Annotated in this window: 18 protein-coding genes; 9 read left to right on the plus strand and 9 right to left on the minus strand. The window is 72.7% G+C overall.

Features of this window, described 5'->3' with window-relative positions; translation table 11 throughout:
* Both AOM04_RS06600 and AOM04_RS06605 read left to right on the plus strand, forming a co-directional pair.
* The coding region (locus AOM04_RS06600) for a 2-oxo acid dehydrogenase subunit E2 (protein WP_174447664.1) at positions 1-957 on the plus strand (957 nt) is incomplete at its 5' end.
* Positions 958-976: 19 nt separating this feature from the next.
* Positions 977-1,879, plus strand: coding sequence for a TIGR01777 family oxidoreductase (locus AOM04_RS06605; protein WP_062463999.1), 903 nt, complete (start codon positions 977-979; stop codon positions 1,877-1,879).
* Here the strand turns inward: AOM04_RS06605 and AOM04_RS06610 are convergent.
* Positions 1,863-3,065 carry a serine/threonine-protein kinase gene (locus tag AOM04_RS06610; RefSeq protein ID WP_062464000.1) on the minus strand — a complete coding sequence of 401 codons (1,203 nt, stop codon included), beginning with the start codon at positions 3,063-3,065 and terminating at the stop codon, positions 1,863-1,865. The genes AOM04_RS06605 and AOM04_RS06610 overlap by 17 nt on opposite strands.
* Before the next feature lie 54 nt (positions 3,066-3,119).
* Positions 3,120-5,303, minus strand: a complete 2,184-nt coding sequence (locus tag AOM04_RS06615) for an MMPL family transporter (RefSeq protein ID WP_082104524.1) — start codon at positions 5,301-5,303, stop codon at positions 3,120-3,122.
* A gap of 70 nt (positions 5,304-5,373) precedes the next feature.
* On the opposite strand from AOM04_RS06615, the gene lipB reads away from it, so the two are divergent.
* The 3 genes from lipB to AOM04_RS06630 are packed head-to-tail and all read left to right on the plus strand — an operon-like array spanning position 5,374 to position 7,842.
* Positions 5,374-6,066: a lipoyl(octanoyl) transferase LipB gene (gene lipB / locus AOM04_RS06620; protein ID WP_062464002.1), complete on the plus strand. Its 693-nt coding sequence runs from the start codon at positions 5,374-5,376 to the stop codon at positions 6,064-6,066.
* Positions 6,063-7,079: a lipoyl synthase gene (gene lipA / locus AOM04_RS06625; protein ID WP_062464003.1), complete on the plus strand. Its 1,017-nt coding sequence runs from the start codon at positions 6,063-6,065 to the stop codon at positions 7,077-7,079. Before lipB ends, lipA begins: the two co-directional genes overlap by 4 nt.
* A 58-nt stretch (positions 7,080-7,137) precedes the next feature.
* Positions 7,138-7,842 (plus strand): DUF4191 domain-containing protein, encoded by a 705-nt coding sequence (locus AOM04_RS06630; RefSeq protein ID WP_062464004.1) that lies wholly within the window; start codon positions 7,138-7,140, stop codon positions 7,840-7,842.
* Positions 7,843-7,950: 108 nt separating this feature from the next.
* Here AOM04_RS06630 and AOM04_RS06635 read toward each other — a convergent pair whose 3' ends face one another.
* Both AOM04_RS06635 and AOM04_RS06640 read right to left on the minus strand, forming a co-directional pair.
* On the minus strand, positions 7,951-8,595 hold the full coding sequence (locus AOM04_RS06635) for an HAD-IA family hydrolase (RefSeq protein ID WP_228373655.1): 645 nt from the start codon (positions 8,593-8,595) through the stop codon (positions 7,951-7,953).
* The gene (locus AOM04_RS06640) at positions 8,592-9,011 is read right to left on the minus strand and encodes an RDD family protein (RefSeq protein WP_062464006.1); all 420 of its coding nucleotides are present in this window, start codon (positions 9,009-9,011) and stop codon (positions 8,592-8,594) included. The genes AOM04_RS06635 and AOM04_RS06640 overlap by 4 nt, the downstream gene beginning before the upstream one ends.
* Positions 9,012-9,197: 186 nt before the next feature.
* Here AOM04_RS06640 and glnA point away from each other — a divergent pair, with 186 nt between their 5' ends.
* Both glnA and AOM04_RS06650 read left to right on the plus strand, forming a co-directional pair.
* Positions 9,198-10,631 (plus strand): type I glutamate--ammonia ligase, encoded by a 1,434-nt coding sequence (glnA, locus tag AOM04_RS06645; protein ID WP_062464428.1) that lies wholly within the window; start codon positions 9,198-9,200, stop codon positions 10,629-10,631.
* Between the two features lie 136 nt (positions 10,632-10,767).
* The gene (locus AOM04_RS06650) at positions 10,768-11,133 is read left to right on the plus strand and encodes a hypothetical protein (protein ID WP_062464007.1); all 366 of its coding nucleotides are present in this window, start codon (positions 10,768-10,770) and stop codon (positions 11,131-11,133) included.
* Positions 11,134-11,135: 2 nt separating this feature from the next.
* On the opposite strand, the gene AOM04_RS06655 is transcribed toward AOM04_RS06650, so the two are convergent.
* The 3 genes from AOM04_RS06655 to AOM04_RS06665 form a co-directional block, all read right to left on the minus strand.
* Positions 11,136-11,525 carry a hypothetical protein gene (locus AOM04_RS06655; RefSeq protein WP_062464008.1) on the minus strand — a complete coding sequence of 130 codons (390 nt, stop codon included), beginning with the start codon at positions 11,523-11,525 and terminating at the stop codon, positions 11,136-11,138.
* Between the two features lie 209 nt (positions 11,526-11,734).
* The gene (locus AOM04_RS06660) at positions 11,735-12,379 is read right to left on the minus strand and encodes a response regulator (protein ID WP_082104454.1); all 645 of its coding nucleotides are present in this window, start codon (positions 12,377-12,379) and stop codon (positions 11,735-11,737) included.
* Positions 12,376-14,223, minus strand: a complete 1,848-nt coding sequence (locus AOM04_RS06665) for a sensor histidine kinase (RefSeq protein WP_062464009.1) — start codon at positions 14,221-14,223, stop codon at positions 12,376-12,378. Before AOM04_RS06665 ends, AOM04_RS06660 begins: the two co-directional genes overlap by 4 nt.
* 137 nt (positions 14,224-14,360) lie before the next feature.
* Here AOM04_RS06665 and AOM04_RS06670 point away from each other — a divergent pair, with 137 nt between their 5' ends.
* Positions 14,361-15,035, plus strand: a complete 675-nt coding sequence (locus AOM04_RS06670; protein WP_062464010.1) for a hypothetical protein — start codon at positions 14,361-14,363, stop codon at positions 15,033-15,035.
* Between the two features lie 102 nt (positions 15,036-15,137).
* Here AOM04_RS06670 and AOM04_RS06675 read toward each other — a convergent pair whose 3' ends face one another.
* The gene (locus AOM04_RS06675) at positions 15,138-15,734 is read right to left on the minus strand and encodes a GNAT family N-acetyltransferase (protein ID WP_062464011.1); all 597 of its coding nucleotides are present in this window, start codon (positions 15,732-15,734) and stop codon (positions 15,138-15,140) included.
* Positions 15,735-15,738: 4 nt separating this feature from the next.
* A complete protein-coding gene (locus tag AOM04_RS06680; RefSeq protein WP_062464012.1) occupies positions 15,739-17,079 on the minus strand; it encodes a serine hydrolase domain-containing protein in 1,341 nt (446 codons plus the stop codon).
* 172 nt (positions 17,080-17,251) lie between these two features.
* On the opposite strand from AOM04_RS06680, the gene AOM04_RS06685 reads away from it, so the two are divergent.
* Positions 17,252-19,882, plus strand: a complete 2,631-nt coding sequence (locus AOM04_RS06685) for a UvrD-helicase domain-containing protein (RefSeq protein WP_062464013.1) — start codon at positions 17,252-17,254, stop codon at positions 19,880-19,882.
* Positions 19,883-19,979 lie beyond the last annotated feature (97 nt).

Below are 19,979 nucleotides of genomic sequence, written 5' to 3' on the forward strand. Positions count from 1 at the left end.
CCCGCCGCCCCGGCTCCCGCCGTGATCGCGTCGTCGGGCTCGGGCTACGTCACGCCGATCGTCCGCAAGCTCGCGGCCGACAAGGGCGTGGACCTCGGCTCGCTCACGGGCACCGGCGTCGGCGGACGCATCCGCAAGGAGGACGTCCTCGCGGCGGCCACCGTCCCCGCGGCCGCTCCCGCCGCGCCTGCCGCCGCTGCCGCCCCCGCGGTGCCGGCGAACCAGGTCGAGGTCTCCGAGCTGCGCGGCACCACGGTCAAGATGACCCGCATCCGCAAGATCACGTCCGACAAGATGATGGAGTCGCTGCACGGCATGGCGCAGCTCACCTCCGTGGTCGAGGTGGACTGCACCAAGATCTTCGCGCTGCGCGCCAAGAACAAGAACGCGTTCTCCGAGAAGCACGGCGTGAACCTCACGTTCCTGCCGTTCTTCACCCGCGCGGTGTCGATCGCGCTCCAGGAGCACGCGTTCCTCAACGCATCGGTCGTGGGCGACAGCATCGTCTACCACCCGTCGGTCAACCTGTCGCTCGCGGTGGACACCCCCAAGGGCCTCATGCTGCCGACGCTCAAGGACGCGGACGCGAAGACGATCGTCGACCACGCCAAGGGCATCGTCGACCTCGCCGGCAAGGCCCGCAACGGCGGCCTCAGCTCGGACGAGATCTCGGGCGGCACCTTCTCGGTCACCAACACGGGCTCGGGCGGGACGCTGTTCGACACCCCGATCGTCCCCTCGCCCCAGGTCGGCATCCTCGCGACCTGCGCGATCGTCAAGAAGCCTGTCGTGGTCAAGGGCCCCGACGGCGAGGACGTCATCTCGGTGCGCCCGATGTGCTATCTCCCGCTGTCCTACGACCACCGGATCGTGGACGGCGCGGACGCGGCCCGCTTCCTGCAGACCGTCAAGCGCATCATCGAGGCCGGCGAGTTCGAGTCCGAGCTCGGCCTCTAAGCGACAGGGACAACTCCACATGCGCGTCGTCATCGCAGGCTCCTCGGGGCTGATCGGCACGGCGCTCAAGAACGACCTGCACGGGGGCGGCCACGACGTGGTCGCCCTCGTGCGGCGTTCCCCCACCGGCGAGCACGAGTCGCGGTGGGACCCGGCCACCGGGCGTATCGACGCGGACCTCGTCCGTTCCGCGGACGTGGTGGTCAACCTCGCCGGCGCGTCGATCGGCGACAAGCGCCTGACCGACTCCTACGCCCAGGAGGTCCGCCGGTCGCGCGTCGACTCCACCCGGACCATCGCGCGGGCGATCCTGGGGGACGATGCGGGCGCCGGCTTTCGCGGCATGCTCCTGCAGGGCTCGGCGATGGGTTTCTTCGGCGACCGCGGCGAGGAGCGGCTCAACGAGCGGTCCCCCGCCGGCCACACCCTGCTGTCGAGCATCGTGCTCGACTGGGAGGCCGCCGCGCAGCCCGTCCGCGACGCGGGCGTGCGCGTGGTGACCGCGCGCACCGGCCTGGTGCTCGCCGCTCACGGCGGCTTCGCCGAGCGCCTGCTGCCCCTCACCTCACGCGGCCTGCTCGGCGCCCTGGGCGACCCCGACACGTGGCACTCGTGGATCACGCTCGAGGACCACATCCGGGCGCTGCGCTTCCTCATCGACTCCGACCACTCCGGCGTCGCGCTGTGCATCGCGCCCCACCCGGCACGCGACGGCGCCCTCATGCGGGCATTCTCGGAGGCCGCCGGCAAGCGTCCGGGATTCCACGTGCCCCGGTTCGTGCTCGACGCGGCGATCGGCCGCGCTGTCGAGGACCTCCTCACGTCGCAGCACGCCACCCCCGGCGTGCTCACCCGCCTCGGGTTCACCTGGAACCACCCCACCGTCGAGGACGCCGCCCGCTGGGTCATGTCGCGCCGCTGACGCCCGCGACCCGCCAGGCCTCGCCGGACCACGCGAGGTCGAGCACCACCCGCTGCGACTCCCCCGCCACCTCGGTGCGCGTCCCGTCCGGGGACACGAGCACCCGCGCCGAGAGCCGGTAGGTCACCTCGACCGTGGCACGCGTCCCGTCCCGCGCCCGCGTGCTCGCGCCCGTGACCTCGACGGCGAGGTCCTCGAGCGCCTCGCCTCCCGCGAGCTGACGGGCCTGCCGCGACGCGGTCACCCACGCCTCCGAGCCGGGCACCGTCATCGCGACGAGCGCCTCGCCGTCGCCCCGTGCCACGGCGTCCACGCGGCGCTCCGTGAGCGCCCGCGCGGCATCCGCGGGATCGGGCAGGGACGATGCGGAGGCGGGCGCGGCCTGCGCGCTCACCGGCTCCCGGCCCGCGTCGGGCAGGGGCGCCCACAGCAGCCACGCCGCTGCCGCCCCGAACGCGAGGACGGCTGCCGCGAGCCGGCCGGGGCGGCGCCGGAGCCGCCAGGCCCAGGCGCGCGGGTCGGTCTCGGTGCGCGCGTCCGCCGAGACGGGCGCCGCCCCGTCGGTCGGCGCCTCGGGTCGCCAGCGCACGGGCGCGGCGCAGCGCGCGATGCCGTGCGCGACGGCGGCGGCCGAAGGCCGCGCGTCGGGGTCAGGGTCGAGCAGCGGCAGCATCCACGCCTCCGCCTCGGTGCGCCACGCGGGCGCGGCCGCGGCGAGCGCGAGGGCGCCGAGGGCGTGGACGTCGTCCGCGGGCGTGGGCGGACCCCCGCCGGCCCGCTCGGGCGCCGCGAAGCCCGGCGTCCCGCGCTCGCGCCCGAGGGCCGGGCCGACAAGGTCGACCAGCACCGGGCGCGCCCCCACGATCACGTTGCCGGGGGCGACGTCGCCGTGCGCGAGCCCGCGCACGTGGAGCGCGGCCAGGGCGTCGGCGATGCCCGCGACGAGCCACACCCACTCCCCGAGCGACGCGCAGCGCCCCGCCTCGGCGAGCGTCACCCCGGCGACGCGGGGCGCGCACGCCACCACCGCATCGTGCTCACGCGCCACGTCGAGCGGGACGCACACGCCCGGGTGCTCGACGGCGCTCAGGGCCGCGAGCCGGGCGCGCGCGGCCCGCTCGTCCGCGTCGCCGTGCCCGACCGTCCGGGTGACCCGGTCGAGCCGGAGGGGCGTGATGGTCCGCACCCCTCCACCGTCGCATCGCGAGCGGCGCCCCGATCAGTTCTCCACAGGGTCGATTCAGTCGGAGATGCGCCGCGACGCCCACCATGCACGCCGGCCCAGGTCCCCGATGAGGCCGGGGACCAGGAGCGAGCGCACGACGAAGGTGTCGATGAGCACGCCCGCCGCCACGATGAAGGCGATCTGCGCGAGGAAGATCAGCGGGATCACGCCGAGCGCCGCGAACGTCGCCGCGAGCACGATGCCCGCCGACGTGATGACCCCGCCCGTCACGGCCAGCGCGCGCCGGATCCCCTCGCGCGCGCCGTGACGCAGCGACTCCTCGCGCGCCCGCGACATGAGGAAGATCGAGTAGTCGACGCCGAGAGCCACGAGGAACACGAAGCCGAGCAGCGGCACGGACGGGTCGGTGCCCGGGTAGTCGAGCACGTGGTTGAACACGATCGCCGACAGCCCGATGGTCGCCGCGAAGCTCAGCACGTTCGCGACGATGATGAGCACCGGCGCCGCGAGGGCCCGCAGGAGCAGCACGAGCACCACGAGGATCACCGCGAGGATGGTCGGGAGGATCACCTTGAGGTCGCGGTCGGTGGTGAGGCGCGTGTCGAGCGACTCGGCCGCCGCACCGCCCACGAGCGCCTGCGGGTCGATCGCGTGCACGGCGGCGCGGACGTCGGTGACGATCGTCTGCGCCTCGGCCGAGGACGCCGCGACCTGCGTGATGGCGTCGATCTCGACGCGTCCGTCCACCACGACCGGCTGCTCGCCGGGCACGGCGCCCACGGGCGCGCCCGCCGCCACGGACGGGGTGAGCACGTACGCCTGCGCGACGCCGTCCACCCCCTGGACCGCGGACAGCACGGCGTCCGCCTCGGACTCCGCGGCGATCACCCGGATGGGTGAGGTCGCGCCGGCGTCGACGTGCTTCTCGAGGAACTGGAAGCCCGTGACGGACTCGGTCGACTTGGTGAAGATGTCGCGGTCGCCCAGGCCGCCGACCTTGAACGTCGGCACGAACGCGGCGAGCACCACGAGCCCGATCGCCGCCGCGGCCCACACGACGCGCGGGCGCGAGGCGACCTGGCGCGAGACGCGGCCCCACAGGCCGGCGCGCGCCTCGACCTCCTCGACGGTCTCGTGCGCCTCGTCGGCCCCCTCGCCGCGGTACCGCGGCATGGCCGGCCAGAACACGCCGCGCGCGTGCCTGCCGCCGATGAGCAGCAGCGCGGGCAGCAGCGTGAGCGCCGCGAGGAACGATGCGGCGATGCCGATCGCGCCGGCCGGGCCGAGCGCGGCGTTGGACTTGAGGTCGCTCAGCAGCAGCACCAGCAGTCCCGCGATGACCGTGCCGGCCGACGCCGCGATGGGCTCGAGCGAGCGCCGCCACGCGTGCGCGAGGGCTTGGTACGGCGACTCGGTGCGGAGCAGCTCCTCGCGGTAGCGGGCGACCAGCAGCAGCGAGTAGTCCGTGGTCGCGCCCACCACGAGGATGAACATGATGCCCTGGCTCTGCCCGTTGAGGGTGATGACGTCGGACGAGGCGAGGGCGTAGACCGCGATGATCGCGCCGGTGAGCGCGAGCATCGACGTCGCGAGCACGAGGAACGGCAGCACCGGGCTGCGGTAGACGATCAGCAGGATGACCAGGACGACGCCGAGCGCGACGAGAAGCAGGATCCCGTCGATGCCTCCGAAGGCCTCCACGAGGTCGGCGGTGAGGCCCGCGGGCCCGGTGACGTAGCCGGTGAGGCCCGTGCCGGCCTCGGCCCAGCCGTGGCGCAGGGCGTCGACGTACAGCTGACCCACCGAGCTGTCACCCACGGCCTCGGCGAACACCGTCGCGTCGACGGAGAAGGTCGCGACGATCGCCTTGCCGTCCTGCGACGCGACCGCGGTCGGGCCCTCGCCCTGGGGGCCCTTGAGGGTGACGTCGCCGACGGTGCGACCCTCGGGGTCGCCCTCGAGCGGCGCCTTCAGCACCGCGTCGACGAACGCCTGCACGGTCGGCAGGTCCGCGGGCGTGCCCTCGACGGCGAGGATCGCGGGGATCGAGTCCGTCGGCGCGAACTTCGCGTGCGCGGCGGCGGCCTCGGTCGACTCGGCGCTCGACGGCAGGAACGCTGCGGCGTCGTTCTCCTGCACGTCGGAGAGCTTGCCGAACGTCTGTCCGCCGGCGCCGCCGACGGACAGCCACACCGCGATGACGAGGACGATGAGCAGGGGACGGGCCCAGGTTCGCATCTTCACGCTGGTAATGATGTCGTAAGGTCGGCGAACTATTCCCGTCGGCGACGAGAGTTACCATCCTGTGATGCGCATCGTCCCCCTCGACCTCGGCACGCGCCTCGTCCCCTACGAGGAGGCCTGGGCGCTCCAGCGCGAGGTCCACGCGGCAGTCGCCGCGGGCGCGGCCGAGGACACCGTGATCCTGGTCGAGCACGAGCCCGTGTACACCGCGGGCCGCCGCACCGCCGCCTGGGACCGCCCCGTCGACGGCACCGCCGTGGTGGATGTCGACCGCGGCGGCCGCATCACGTGGCACGGCCCCGGCCAGCTCGTCGGCTACCCGATCGTGCGCCTCGCCGAGCCCGTCGACGTGGTCCGGTACGTGCGGCAGCTCGAGCAGGCGGTCATGGACGCGTGCGCGTCCTTCGGCGTGGAGACGATGCGCGTCGAGGGCCGCTCGGGCGTCTGGCTCCCCGCGGACGATGCGCGGCGCGAGCGGAAGATCTGCGCGATCGGCGTGCGCGTGGCCAAGGGCGTGACGATGCACGGCTTCGCGCTCAACTGCACCCCGGACCTCGGCTGGTACGACCGCATCGTCCCGTGCGGCATCTCCGACGCGGACGTGACGTCGCTGTCGGCCGAGCTCGGGCGCGAGGTGCCCGTGGCGGAGGCCGTCGAGCCGACCCTGCGATTCCTGGAGGAGGCGCTCGCCGACGTAAGGTGGGCGCTGGCGCCTACCGGCGCATCGTCAGTCCTCCCCACGAAGGAGCCCGTGTGACCATCGCCCCCGAAGGCCGCAAGATGCTGCGCGTCGAGGCCCGCAACGCCGCCGTCCCCATCGAGCGCAAGCCCGAGTGGATCCGCACCAAGGCGACCATGGGTCCCGAGTACAACGACCTCAAGGGCCTCGTGAAGGCCGGCGGCCTGCACACGGTCTGCGAGGAGGCGGGCTGCCCCAACATCTTCGAGTGCTGGGAGGACCGCGAGGCGACGTTCCTCATCGGCGGCGACCAGTGCACGCGCCGCTGCGACTTCTGCCAGATCGACACCGGCAAGCCGGCCGCGTTCGACGCCGACGAGCCGCGCCGCGTGGCCGAGTCGGTGCGCCAGATGGGCCTCAAGTACTCGACCATCACGGGCGTCGCGCGCGACGACCTCGAGGACGGCGGCGCGTGGCTCTACGCCGAGACCGTGCGCCAGATCCACGCGCTCATGCCGGGCACCGGCGTCGAGCTGCTCATCCCCGACTTCAACGCCGAGCCCGACCAGCTCGCGGAGGTGTTCTCGTCGCGCCCCGAGGTGCTCGCGCACAACCTCGAGACGGTGCCGCGCGTGTTCAAGCGCATCCGTCCGGGCTTCCGCTACGAGCGGTCGCTGTCGGTGCTCACCGCCGCGCAGGACGCGGGGCTGGTGACCAAGTCGAACCTCATCCTCGGCATGGGCGAGACCTTCGACGAGGCCGTCGAGGCGCTGCGCGACCTCCACGCCGCGGGCTGCGACCTCATCACCATCACGCAGTACCTGCGCCCCTCCCCGCGCCACCACCCCGTCGACCGCTGGGTCAAGCCCGCCGAGTTCGTGGAGCTGTCCGACATCGCCGAGGAGATCGGCTTCCTCGGCGTCATGTCGGGCCCGCTCGTGCGCTCGTCGTACCGCGCCGGCCGCCTGTGGGGCCAGGCGATGCGGAGCAAGGGTCGCGAGATCCCCGCCGCGCTCGCCCACCTCGGCGAGGCCACCGAGTCGCGCCAGGAGGCCTCCGCGCTGCTCAAGGCGCGCCCCGAGCTCGCCTGACGTCACCGGGACCAGGGGTCCCGAGGGCGTCCTGACCTGCGACTAGACTGTGCGCATCATGGCTAAGAACGACGCACCGAAGCCCAAGAAGCAGCGCTGGTACCACCTGGTCCTCCAGGCGTACAAGGTGACCGCTCCGCACGACAAGTACCTGCTCCCCGGCATCATCGGCATCTTCGTCGGGATCGTCGCGATCGCGGTGCTGATCGGCCTGCTCATCGGCAACACCGCCGCGATCATCTACATGGCGATCTTCGGCGTGCTCGGCGGTGCGCTCGGCGCCATGTACTTCCTCACGCGCCGGTTCGAGAGGAACGCGTTCGCGCGCATGGAGGGCCAGCTGGGCGCCTCGGTCGCGGTCGCGCAGTCCATCCGCACCGGCTGGACCTTCGCCGACGAGCCCGTCAACATGGACGGCCGCGGCAAGGCGGTCGTGTTCCAGGGCGTGGGCAAGGGCGGCATCGCGCTGCTCGCCGAGGGCGGCGCCGCGGTGCGCAAGCCCGCGGACGCGACCAAGAAGCGCCTCGAGAAGCTCGTGCCGGGTGTGCCCGTCACCGTGATCTACGTGGGCCGCGGCCAGGGCGAGGTCCCCATCGCTGGCCTCAACAAGGCGATCCGCAAGCTCCCCAAGGCGCTCAAGAAGAACGACCGCCCCACCGTCGAGGCGCGCCTCAAGGCGATCGGCGGCGCGAAGCCCCCGATGCCCAAGGGCATCGACCCGGTGCGCGCGCGTCCCGACCGCAAGGGCATGCGCGGCCGCTGAGCCGCTCCGCTTCCCGACAACCCCCTCCCCTCGCGCCCCCGCGAATGGGTAGGGGGTTGTCGCTTCTCGGCGATCGCTGCTCGCCAGGGGTGGCAGGTTGTCGGTGGCTCAGCCGAGCTCGACGGTGACGCCGCGCTCCCCCGCCCCGAACCGCACCGCGGTGAGGTCGGGGATCCGCGCGAGCCCCGCCGTCGCGGGCGTCGCGAGCCCGCCCACCACGATCACGCGGCACCCTGCGGCGAGGCCGGAACGCACGCCCGCGTCGGAGTCCTCGAGCACCAGGCAGTCCTCCGGCGCGACCCCCAGCGCCGCGGCGCCGCGCCGGAAGGGCTCGGGATCCGGCTTGCCGTGCGCGACGTCCTCCGCGGCGACCAGCGCGTCGATCGGCGGGAAGCCCAGCCGCTCGAGGCGGCGCAGCGCCGCGGTCCGGACAGCGGACGTCACGACCGCCCAGCGGCCGGCCGGTAGTCCGTGCACGGCCGCGACGGCGCCGGGGATCTCGACGTCGGCGTCGAAGCGCTCGTTCTCCCACGCGCTGATCCGCGCGAACCACGGCTCGATGTCGGAGGTATCGCCGAGGAAGCGGCGCAGGGTCGCACGCGCGGGCACGCCGTGGACGTGCGCGAGGACCTCGGCGACGTCGAACCCGGCCTCGCGCGCGAAGTCGCCCCAGACCACGTCGACGGTCGCGGTCGAGTCGATGAGCGTGCCGTCCATGTCGAGCAGCACGCCCCCGACCTCGAGCGCCATCATGCGGCGGCCCCGATGGCGACGATGCGGGTGCCGGCGAGGCGGTCGTGCAGGCCGCGGCCGTCGGGTCCCCACACCACGGCCGGGATCACGAGCGCGAGGAGTGCCGTGCGGATCGCGGCCTTGCCGAAGCCGACCGCGCGGGCGCCGTCCTCACGGACGACCCGCAAGCCGAGCACGCGGTGGCCGATGGTCGAGCCGAGCGTCGCGACCAGCACCAGGTGCTGGACGGCCCACACCGCGAGGGTCGCGAAGGTCGACCCGGCGAGGAACGCGCGCTCGATCACGGTGACGCCGTCGACGGGGTAGGACGGATCCGGGAAGAACGCCGAGGAGATCAGCAGGCACAGGATCCAGTCGATGCCGATGCCGACCAGGCGACGCGGGACGAGGGCGGAGGGCGTGGTCTGCTCGGTCACCGGGACAGCCTAACGGCGAGGCGCGCGCCCGACCCGCCCGGCGCATCGTCCCTCGCGCCCGGTACCACCACTCCGCAGGTGCCACTTGTAACACTCCGGAAACATTCTGTGTATGTGCAGGCAACGGACCGCCCCTAGGGTGTGAGGTGCCACTGTCAGACCGAGCACTTCATGAAGGAGTACCGGATGTTCAAAGACGCCAACGAGGCGATCGAGTATGTGAAGAACGAGGGCGTCGAGTTCGTCGACATCCGCTTCTGCGACCTGCCCGGCCAGATGCAGCACTTCAACATCCCCGCGTCGCAGTTCACCGAGGACGTGTTCACCGAGGGTGCGATGTTCGACGGTTCGTCGATCCGCGGCTTCCAGGCGATCAACGAGTCCGACATGAAGCTGCTGCCGGACGTCGCGACCGCGTTCGTCGACCCGTTCCGCAAGGCGAAGACGCTGGTCATCAACTTCTCGATCGTGGACCCGTTCACGAACGAGCCGTACTCGCGCGACCCCCGCAACATCGCGGCGAAGGCCGTCGAGTACCTGAAGTCCACCGGCATCGGCGACACCGCGTTCTTCGCGCCCGAGGCCGAGTTCTTCATCTTCGACTCGGTTCGCTTCGACACGAACCAGCACGAGGGCTACTACCACATCGACTCGTCCGAGGCGTGGTGGAACACCGGCGTCGAGACCGAGGCGGACGGCACCCCGAACCGCGGCTACAAGACGCGCTACAAGGGCGGCTACTTCCCCGTCTCCCCCGGCGACCAGTTCGCGGACCTCCGCGACGAGATGTGCAAGGTCCTCGAGGAGGTCGGCCTTCACCTCGAGCGCGCGCACCACGAGGTGGGCACCGCCGGCCAGCAGGAGATCAACTACCGCTTCAACACCCTGCTCCACGCCGGTGACGACATCCAGAAGTTCAAGTACGTCATCAAGAACGTCGCGTGGCGCGCAGGCAAGACCGTGACCTTCATGCCGAAGCCGCTCTTCGGCGACAACGGCTCGGGCATGCACGTCCACCAGTCGATCTGGAAGAACGGCGAGCCGCTGTTCTACGACGAGTCCGGCTACGGCGGCCTCTCGGACATCGCCCGCTGGTACATCGGCGGCATCCTCAAGCACGCCCCGTCGCTGCTCGCGTTCACCAACCCGACCGTCAACTCGTACCACCGCCTCGTGCCGGGCTACGAGGCCCCGGTCAACCTGGTGTACTCGGCCCGCAACCGCTCCGCCGCGGTGCGTATCCCGATCACCGGCTCGAACCCGAAGGCCAAGCGCATCGAGTTCCGCGCGCCGGACCCGTCGTCGAACCCGTACCTCGCGTTCGCTGCCCTCCTGATGGCCGGCCTCGACGGCATCAAGAACCGCATCGAGCCCCCGGCCCCGGTCGACAAGGACCTCTACGAGCTTCCCCCGGAGGAGCACGCCCAGATCGCTCAGGTCCCGGCCTCGCTCCCCGAGGTGCTCGACGCCCTCGAGGCGGACCACGGCTTCCTCACCGAGGGCGGCGTGTTCACCGAGGACCTCATCGAGATGTGGATCGACCTCAAGCGCACGCAGGAGATCGACCCGCTGCGCTTCCGTCCGCACCCGCACGAGTTCGAGCTCTACTACGACTGCTGAGTCGTAGCGCTCATCCGGAGGCCCGTCCCGCATCGCGCGGGGCGGGCCTTCCACTTGTGCGGGGACGATGCGCGGGGTCGACCGGGTGCGCCGGTGCCCCTGTTCCTCCTGCTAGGGGCCCGCTAGGGTCGTCCGCATGTGGACGCTCGCACGCACCCCCGATGGCCCTCGACTCATGTGGACACACGTGCGGTGGGCGCGAATCGTCGCTCTCCTGCTCATCGCGTGGTGGGCGCTGATGGTGATCGCGAACATGCTGCTCGACGGCGGGAGCGCCGGCTCGATCGCCGTGTGGACGCTCGTGATCGGCGCGCCCGGCGTCACCCTCCTGTACCGCCTCGGGGTCGACCGGACCTGCGCGGTCCGCGAGGTGGTGGCGACCCGAGAGGTCGAGGACGGGCTCCTGGTCACCGTGATGGACGACCGCGCCCGCCGTCACGAGGTCCTCACCGATCCGTCGACCGCGGCGGCCGTCGCGCGGGCGGTGGCGGGCGCCGAGTAGCGTCAGGACGCGCGTGATGGCTCGTCCTGAGCCGCGTAGGACGTGAACCTCCAGCCGTCGCCGTCAGCGATGACGGTGGGCCCCGAGAGGTCGCCCGCGCCGCCGCCGCGCCCGTCCCAGCGGATACGGAGCTCGCCGGTCGCGCCGCGCGCCACCGTCACCGCGAACGGGGTCACGCCCGTGCCTGCCTCGTCGACGGTCGCCATGTCCGGGACGACCGTCATCCCGGTGCCGGCGGCCACCAGCGACACGGTGCCGCCCAGCGTCGGCGCGAAGCATCCGTAGACCACGACCGTGTCGCCGTAGGCATGCCGCTCTCCCGACCAGTCGGTGCCGAGGAGGATCCCCGGGTCGCCGTCGATCGCGGGCAGGTCGTTGCAGTCGTCGGCCATGGTGGGCGCCGCGTGCGGAGTGGGATCGAGAGGGACACGCGCGTCGCCACCGGCGCAAGCCGCACAGGCGAGCACGGCCGCGCACGCGAGGAACGCCTGCCACCCACCACGCATGCTCACCCGAGCACCCCCTCGACGGCGGGCGCGACGGGCGCCCGCCGCCATCATCGCAGGCACAGGGCGCTTTCAAGGCCCGGAAGGACGGCCTGTCAACTCTCGCGCGCCAGCCCGGCCTCACGCGCGCGGACGATCGCGGCCGCCCGGTCCGACACCTGGAGCTTCGCGAAGATCGCGGAGACGTGGTTGCGCACGGTCTTGAGGCTGATCATCAGATCGTGCGCGATCGCTGCGTTTCCCTTGCCCGCCGCGATCAGCTCGAGCACCTGCCTCTCGCGATCGGTCAGCTGCGGGAAGGCCGCCACGCGCGAGCCCGCGCCGGTCGCGAAGTGCGCGACGATGCGCGCCGCGATCTCGGGGCCGAAGATGGCCTCCCCTGCCGCGGCCGCACGCACCGCGCGCTCGAGCTCGTCCTGCTCGGCGCCCTTGAGCAGGTAGCCGCGGGCGCCCGCACGCATGGCGGCGAACACCGAGTCGTCGTCCTCGAACATGGTCAGCACGACCACCGCGCAGCCGTTCGCGTCGCGCACGATGCGCCGGGTCGCCTCCATCCCGTCGAGGCCGGGCATGCGCAGGTCCATGAGGATCACGTCGGGGTGCTCGCTCGCGGCGAGCTCGACCGCCTCGATCCCTGTGGCGGCGGCTCCGACGAGCGTGATGTCGTCGACCTCCGCGACCATGAGCTCGAGCCCGCGCCGGAACGCGGGATGGTCATCCGCGATGAGCAGGCGGATCATGCGCGCGGCTCCACCAGGTGCTCGGGCGACCGGGCCGACTCGAGCGGCAGGACCGCGTGCACGAGCAGTCCGCCCTCGGGCCGTGGACCGATCGCGCAGGTGCCACCCAGCTCGGCCGCGCGCTCGCGCATCGAGCTCCAGCCCACGCCGTCCTCGACCCCTGGGAGCGCGCCACGACCGTTGTCGGCGATCGTCACCTCGAGCGCGTCGCCGGCGCGGAACGCAACCGTGCAACGTGACGCGCCGCTGTGACGCGCCACGTTGGTCATCGCCTCGGTGGCGATCCGGAACGCCGCGACCTCGACCGCCGCGGGCAACCGCGGCGCATCGCCCCCACCGTCCACCTCGAAGGCGACCTCGCCGGACAGCGCCGCCGCGCGCAGGCGCACCGCCGCAACCAAGCCGACCTCGTCGATGGCCACCGGGCGCAGCCCGTCGACCACGCGGCGCACCTCGGCGATGGTGCCGCGAACCTCCTCGCGAGCCTCGGCGAGGAGGGCGTCGCGCTCGGCACCATCGCGCTTGGCCTGCGCCGCGTTGAGGGTGAGCAGGATCGCGGCCAGCGACGGTCCCACGCCGTCGTGCAGGTCGCGGCGCAGGCGACGCCGCTCCTCCTCGCGGCCGGAGACCAGGCGGCTGCGAGAGTCGCGCAGCGCATCGTTCAGCTGCTCGGCGCGCACGAGCACGGCGGCATGGCGTGCGAGGTCCCCGAGCAACGCGCGGTCGGACGCGTCGAGCACACGCCCCGGTGGCAGGTCGACCACGAGGTCGCCGAGGTGCTCGCCCCGATGCACAAGCGCGACCCCGGTGCCCGCGGGGCCGATCGACACGCGCTCCGCACGCAGCGCATCGGCCACCGCAGCCGTCACCGCGTCGACGAGCCCGTCGGGGTCCGCCGACTCCGCCCGCTCGCCGAGCAGCCGCCAGGCGGCCTGCGCCTCGGACCGGTAGCCGTAGACCCAGCGCTCGATGCGCCGCTCGATCCAGCGATGCGCGGGCTGCATCGACACCGCCACGACGGCGATGCCGATCGCACCCGCGAGGGTGGAGCTGCTCAGGACGGCGCCGGCCAGCGCAAGGATTCCCGCGTAGGCGGCCAGCGCGACCACGATCAGCGCGCCGTAGACCAGGGTGCGGCTCAGCACCAACCTGATATCGAGCAGGTGGTGTCGGACGATCGCGACGGACACCGCGACGGGGATCCCCAGGGCGCCGATGGCGAGCACCCACGTGAACGGGAAAGCCGGGACCTGATCGCGCGCGAGATACGCCGCCCACACGAGCAGGAGCGCCGTCGGCACGCTCAGGCTGCCCCACACGACCCAGAGCAACTGGAGCCTCTCGACACCGCCGGACCGCCGAAGCCGCCATCCGACTGCCCAGACGGCTCCGAAGAGGAAGGCCGTGACCACCACGAGGCCGAGGACGCCCACGGCTCCGAGCCAGGCGGGCAACGCGACCGGCGGCTCCACGCCACCGTGCGCCGCGGCGAAGCCTTCGCGATCGGCGGCGGCGCCGATCCAGAACAGCACGTTGCCCGCGAGCCCGATGTGGATCCACCGTGCCCATCGGCGGGATCCCGGCCTGCCGTCGGGCAGCAGGTAGGCGATCAGCGCGACCCACAGGAACAGGAGCGTCCACATCCCCTGCGTCGCCTGATCGAGGACCAGGCCGAGGCGTCCGGCACCGGCCGTAGCGCCGGACGGCAGCCCGAGCACGATCCCGACGCTCACGCCGTGCGCGACCAGCAGCCACCCGATGACGCGGCTCCCGCCGTGCAGCAGCACCACGAGCCCCGCGACGCACGGCACCGCCCCCACGGCGATGGCAAGCACGGCGTCCATGCCGCCAGTGTCGATGATCGGGGCCCGCGTGCACAGGGCTCCCGGGACAAGTTCCCAGGCTGTCCGGGACACGCGCATCGTGCGGGCGGGTCGGCGGGAGCCCGACGGTTGCCTCACCGAACAGAGAGGAGCCGAGCATGTCGCTCAGCAGATTCGACCGGATCGCACCGTGGAGCGGGGCGATCGCGGGTGTCGCATGGGTGGCGCAGGACGCGCTCGCCCAGTTCCGCGAGGACGATGCGCCCGGCGGTGGCACCGTCGCCTACATCGCCGACCACCTCGCGACCAACGTGGCGGCGAGCCTCTGCCTGGTGGTGATGGCCATCGCGCTGTTGTTCTTCGCCGCGACGCTGCGCACCACCCTGCGCGATTCGGAGGGCGTCGTGGGCACCTTCTCCGGGGTCGCGTACGGCGGATGGCTCGTCGCGGTCGCCGGCGCCGCGCAGATGCTCGTGTGGAACATGAGCCTCATCCATGGCGTGCCGGCGGGCGCCGACACGGCGCTGCACACCCTCGACTACGTCGCGTACTTCGCGTGGGACGCGGTGGCCATCGGGGTAGCCGGCGCATTCATCGCGACCGGCCTCGGCATCGTGACGGGCGCCGCGCTCCCCCGATGGTTCGGGATCGTCACGCTCGTGCTCGGGGTGCTAGGCGCGCTCGGTGCCGCGGGCATCCCGCCCGGGGGGATGGTGAGCTACGTCCTCCTGCCGTTCTGGCTGGTCGCGGTCTCCATCATGATGGCGCGACGTCAGCGGCGCTCCCGGGCGGGCGCACCGGCACCGCACCACGACACCGCGACAGTGGCCTGAACGGCGCGCCCCGACCCACGCGCCGACGGGGAGCGCCCGCACTCACGCGAGGGCGGGCGGTCCCCGTCGGTCGTGCGGACGCCGCGGGGCCCACGGCCGCCGTCAGCCCCCGACCGGCCTCCACATCAGCGTCACCGGCGACCGGTCGATCACCGTGGGGAACCGGCCGACCTCGACGTAGCCGAGCCGCGCGTAGCGGACGTTGTTGACCGGGTTGCTCGACTCCAGGTAGGTGGGCATCCCCTGCGCGTCCCAGCGCTCGAGGTCGACGCCGAGGTGCGCCATGCCCGCTCCCCTGCCCGCCGCGCGCGGGTGGGTGGCGAGCAGGTTGAGGTAGGCGTGGGGCGGTCGCAGCGCGCGATGCTCCTCGAAGCGCGACCACAGGGTGAGGAGGTCGGCGACGCGCGACGGCTCGAGGGAGGTGTCGAGGTGGCGACGGAGCGCATCGGCCTGCTCGGCGGACATCTCCGGCGCTCCGTCGGGTAGCCACACCGAGACCGTGTCGGCCTCGCCGGTCACCCAGACCGTCCCGTGACCCAGCGCGCCCTCGACGAAGAAGCGCCAGAAGCCGGGAATGTGATCGACAGACCCGTCCGGGCGCGCCAGGGCGACCTCCCACACCGGGTCGTGCGCGAAGGCCAGCGCGATCGTGCCGACCACGGCGTCGACGTCGGCGGCGGTGGCGGGGCGCGGGATCATCGCGTCACCGTAGCGCGTCGACCAGCTCCGCGGCCATCGACACCACGCGGTTGTCGTCGGCCGTGGGCGTGAAGCCGAGGCGCGCGACCACGAGCTGCTCCGACGGCACCACCACGACCCACTGGCCGTCGTGGCCCTCCGCGAAGTACGTGTCGGCCGGCAACCCCTTCTCGACGACGGAGCCGTCGGGGCGAGCGTTCGACCACCAGCCGGACGCGTAGCCGTCCGAGCCCTCCTCGACGGTCGTTTCCACGGCCGTCGTGGAGTCCGCGATCCACCCCGCGGGCAGCAGCTGCTCGCCGTTCCACTCGCCGTCCTGGAGCGCGAACTGGCCGATGGTCGCCCAGTCGCGCGGCGTCGCCCACATGTAGGACGAGCACACCGGGGTGCCGACCGCATCGGCCTCGAGGACCGCGCTCGCCAGGCCCAGCGGCGCGAAGACCTGCTGGCGCGGAGCGTCGGCCTGGCCGCGGTCGGCCGTCACGATGTCGCACATGAGGGTCGTCGCCCCGCTCGAGTACTGGAGGTACGAGCCGGGCTCGTGCGCGAGCGGCTGTGACGCGACGTACGCGCCCATGTCTCCCTCGCCGTAGAGCATCTGGGTGATGGGCGTGCCGAGGTCGTAGGTCTCGTCCCACTGCAGGCCCGAGGTCATCTGCATGAGGTTGCGCAGCGTGATCGCGGAGCGCCCGTCGGTCCACGACGGCACGAGGTGGTCGTCGTCGAGCGACACCTCGCCCTGTTGGACCAGGCGACCGACCATGAGGTTGGTGACGGACTTGGTCATCGACCAGCCGAGCTGGGGCGTGGTCTGGTCGAAGCCGTCCGCGTAGCGCTCGGCGACCAGCTGGCCGTCCTTGAGCACCACGACGCCGCGCGTGCCCAGCTCCGCCTGCGCGTCGGCGGGCAGGTCGTCGCCGAAGCCGCGCGCGAGGGCGGCGGTCACCGCGTCGTCGGACGATGCGGTGAGCGGAAGGTCGGTGTACGGGTTGGCGTCCGCGGACACGGCCGTCGCGGCGGGCAGCGCGTCGGGACGGGACGATGCGAGGGTGCACCCGTAGCCGTCGACCTCCCACGCCTTCTGCTTGGCGAGCACGCCGAGGATCGTGGCCTGCGCGGCCGTGCCGTCGTCGGTCAGCTTGGTGCTGAGCACCGGCACGAGGGGGTTGGGGGGAAGGTCGTCCGCCGCATCGTCCCTGCCCGCGATCGCGTGGAGCGCGCACGCGTTGTGCGCGGCGTACCCCGTGCCGGTGAGGAGCATCGGCCGCTCGTACCAGTAGGCGGCGGTGACGCCGACGGCGAGCGTGGCGACGGAGGCGATGACGATGGTGCGTGCGCGTGGCATGGCTGGGGAACCCTTCGAATCCAAGACGATCGCGCCGGGAGCCCACGTCGGTGTGGAGCCCCGCCGGCGCCGATCGAGACGGCCCAGACTAGGCCATCGGAGCGCGGTCGACGCACGCGTCGCGGACGATGCGGTGGCGGGCGATGTTCCCCGGCTACGGCAGGATGGGCGCGTGCATGAGGCGTGGTCGGGTCGAGGGGGATGGTCGCTCACCCGCGACGACGACCGCCTCACGCTGACCGTCGGCGACGAGACCGAGGTCTTCGAGGGCGTCGACGCAGGCCGCCTCACCGTGCGCCGCACCTGGAACGGCCTCGCGCTCCACGTCACCGGCGAGCACCCCCGCCGCCTGCCCGGCCTCACCCGCACGGACGCCGACGCGATCCGCGCGGCCGTCACGCGCATCGTCACCCGCGGCGCCCTCGCCGCGCCCCTCGCCCAGGCCGTCGAGACGCACGCCGCGCTCGAGCGGCTGCTCGCGCGCCACGTGCGCGCCCAGCGCTGGGTCCCCTACGACACCGTCGCCGCACTGCTCGACAGCCTTCCCACCAGGGACGATGCGCTGGCAGGAGTTCCGGCCGACGCCCGCACCCACCTCGAGACGCACCTCTCCCCCGGCGAGCTGCGCGCCCTCGCATTCCTCGACGGCGCCCCGCTGGCGCGCGTGGGCCAGGCGAACGCCGAGATCATGCGGCGCGAGCTGGCCGCCGGGCGGTCGTTCTTCACCCGCGTCGAGAAGGCGCCCCTCACGCTCGAGCAGGCGCGCGCGGTGGTGACGCTCGACAACCGCGTGCGCGTCATCGCGGCCGCCGGCTCCGGCAAGACCTCGGTGATGGTCGCGCGCGCCGCGTACGCGATCCGGCGCGGGTTCGTGCGACCCGAGCGGATCCTCATGCTCGCGTTCAACTCCGACGCGGCGCGCGAGCTGCAGGAACGCGTCGACATGCGCCTCGCCGCCCTCGGGTTGCCGTCGGAGGGGGTGCGGGCGAGCACGTTCCACGCGTTCGGGCTCGCGCTCATCGGCGAGGCGACGGGGCGACGCCCCCGGATCGCGCCGTGGATCGAGGCAGGCACCGAGGTCGAGAAGGTCCAGGAGATCGTCGACGAGCTGCGCGACTCCTCGCTCGACTTCCGCTTCAAGTGGGACCTGTTCCGCCTGCTCTACGGCAAGGTCCAGCCCGGGGGCGCCGAGCCCGACAGCCACGACTCCCTCACCGGCGTGACCGGCTTCGAGACGTACCGCGGCGAGACCGTGCGCACCGAGGGCGAGCGGCTGGTCGCCGACTGGCTGTTCCTCCACGGCGTCGACTACCGCTACGAGGCCCCGTACGTCCACGACCTGTTCGACCGCGACCACGAGCGCTACCGGCCCACGTTCCACTACCCCGACGCGGACCTGTGGCACGAGCACTGGGCGCTGCGGGCCGACGGCGCCGCGCCCCCGGGCGTCGTCGGCTACCGCGAGACGATGAAGTGGAAGCGCGGCATCCACCGGAAGCACGGCACGGCGCTCGTCGAGACGGCGTGGCACGAGATCGAGGACCACAGCGGCTTCGAGGCCCTCGCACGGTCGCTCGAGGAGCACGGCATCGCGCTCGACTGGAACCCGGACCGGCCGCTGCCCGCCGCCGAGCCGCTCGAGCACGAGCGGCTCGCCCACCTGGTACGCACCTTCATGACGCACGTGAAGTCGGGCGCGCTCACGCCGGAGGACCTCGAGGCGCGCGCCGCCGCGCAGCCCGAGCTCGACACCCCGCGCACACGCCTGTTCCTCGACCTGTACTGGCGCATCCACGAACGCTGGCAGGCCGCGCTGGCCGAGGCCGACGCGGTCGACTTCGACGACATGCTGCTGCGCGCGGCGGAGCTCGTCGAGCAGGAGCCGTCGCTCGCCCGCTGGGACCTCGTCATGGTCGACGAGTTCCAGGACACGTCGCGCGCGCGGGCGCGCCTCACCCGCGCGCTGCTGGTCGGGGATTCGAAGCACCTCCTCGCGGTCGGCGACGACTGGCAGGCGATCAACCGCTTCGCGGGCGCCGACCTCACCGTGATGACCGGCTTCGGGGACCTCTTCGGCCCGGCCCTCACGCGCCGCCTCCAGACCACGTTCCGCACCACGCAGACGACGGCGGACGTCGCGAGCCGCTTCGTGTCCGCCAACCCCACGCAGATCGCCAAGGGCGTGCGCGCGTTCCGCGGCCCGGGCGGCGCGCCCGTCGCGATCGTGCGGGTGCCGCGGCACGATGCGCTGGCGGGCGCCGTGCGCACGCACCTGGAACGCCTGTCCGAGGCCGGCGAGGCGGGCACCGTGGACGTGCTCGGCCGCTACGGCTTCGACCGGAAGCTGGTGCCCGCGCGGCGCTTCGACGGGCTCGACGTGCGCTTCCGCACGATCCACCGATCGAAGGGCCTCGAGGCGGACCACGTGATCCTGCCGAACGTCTCGAGCGGCCGCTTCGGGTTCCCCAGCACCATCCCCGACGACCCGGTGCTGCGCCTCGCGATGTCCGAGGACGACGGCTTCCGCCACTCCGAGGAGCGCCGCCTCCTCTACGTCGCGCTCACGCGGGCCCGCAGGACGGTGACACTGTTCACGGTCGCGGGGCGCGAGTCGCCGTTCGTGCTCGAGCTGCTCGAGGACGCCGACGTGGAGCTGCGGTCCGAGGACGGCCAGGCGGTCACCGAGGAGGTGCGGGTGTGCCCCGGATGCGGCGAGGGGACGCTCGTGCGGCGCGAGGGGAGGTTCGGCGAGTTCTACGGGTGCTCGACGTTCCCGCGCTGCACGCAGACCGTGAAGGTGTAGCGAACCAACGCCGAGAGCCTTCCTCGTCCCTTCGCGAGAATCTTCCTGATGCACATCTGAGATTCTTCCTAGTAGCGCGGCGAGCCAGCCGGTATCA

Source organism: Demequina soli (assembly GCF_000971195.1).
GTDB classification, from domain to species: Bacteria; Actinomycetota; Actinomycetes; order Actinomycetales; family Demequinaceae; genus Demequina; species Demequina soli.

Bases quoted from the DNA above. Each gene is read 5' to 3' on its own strand.
- AOM04_RS06660 (WP_082104454.1), bottom strand. From the start codon at position 12,379: ATGATCCGCCTGCTCATCGCGGATGACCATCCCGCGTTCCGGCGCGGG.
- AOM04_RS06630 (WP_062464004.1), top strand. From the start codon at position 7,138: ATGGCTAAGAACGACGCACCGAAGCCCAAGAAGCAGCGCTGGTACCAC.
- lipB (WP_062464002.1), top strand. From the start codon at position 5,374: ATGCGCATCGTCCCCCTCGACCTCGGCACGCGCCTCGTCCCCTACGAG.
- AOM04_RS06650 (WP_062464007.1), top strand. From the start codon at position 10,768: ATGTGGACGCTCGCACGCACCCCCGATGGCCCTCGACTCATGTGGACA.
- glnA (WP_062464428.1), top strand. From the start codon at position 9,198: ATGTTCAAAGACGCCAACGAGGCGATCGAGTATGTGAAGAACGAGGGC.
- AOM04_RS06635 (WP_228373655.1), bottom strand. From the start codon at position 8,595: ATGATGGCGCTCGAGGTCGGGGGCGTGCTGCTCGACATGGACGGCACG.
- AOM04_RS06615 (WP_082104524.1), bottom strand. From the start codon at position 5,303: ATGCGAACCTGGGCCCGTCCCCTGCTCATCGTCCTCGTCATCGCGGTG.
- AOM04_RS06655 (WP_062464008.1), bottom strand. From the start codon at position 11,525: ATGGCCGACGACTGCAACGACCTGCCCGCGATCGACGGCGACCCGGGG.
- AOM04_RS06675 (WP_062464011.1), bottom strand. From the start codon at position 15,734: ATGATCCCGCGCCCCGCCACCGCCGCCGACGTCGACGCCGTGGTCGGC.
- AOM04_RS06665 (WP_062464009.1), bottom strand. From the start codon at position 14,223: ATGGACGCCGTGCTTGCCATCGCCGTGGGGGCGGTGCCGTGCGTCGCG.
- AOM04_RS06670 (WP_062464010.1), top strand. From the start codon at position 14,361: ATGTCGCTCAGCAGATTCGACCGGATCGCACCGTGGAGCGGGGCGATC.
- AOM04_RS06680 (WP_062464012.1), bottom strand. From the start codon at position 17,079: ATGCCACGCGCACGCACCATCGTCATCGCCTCCGTCGCCACGCTCGCC.
- AOM04_RS06605 (WP_062463999.1), top strand. From the start codon at position 977: ATGCGCGTCGTCATCGCAGGCTCCTCGGGGCTGATCGGCACGGCGCTC.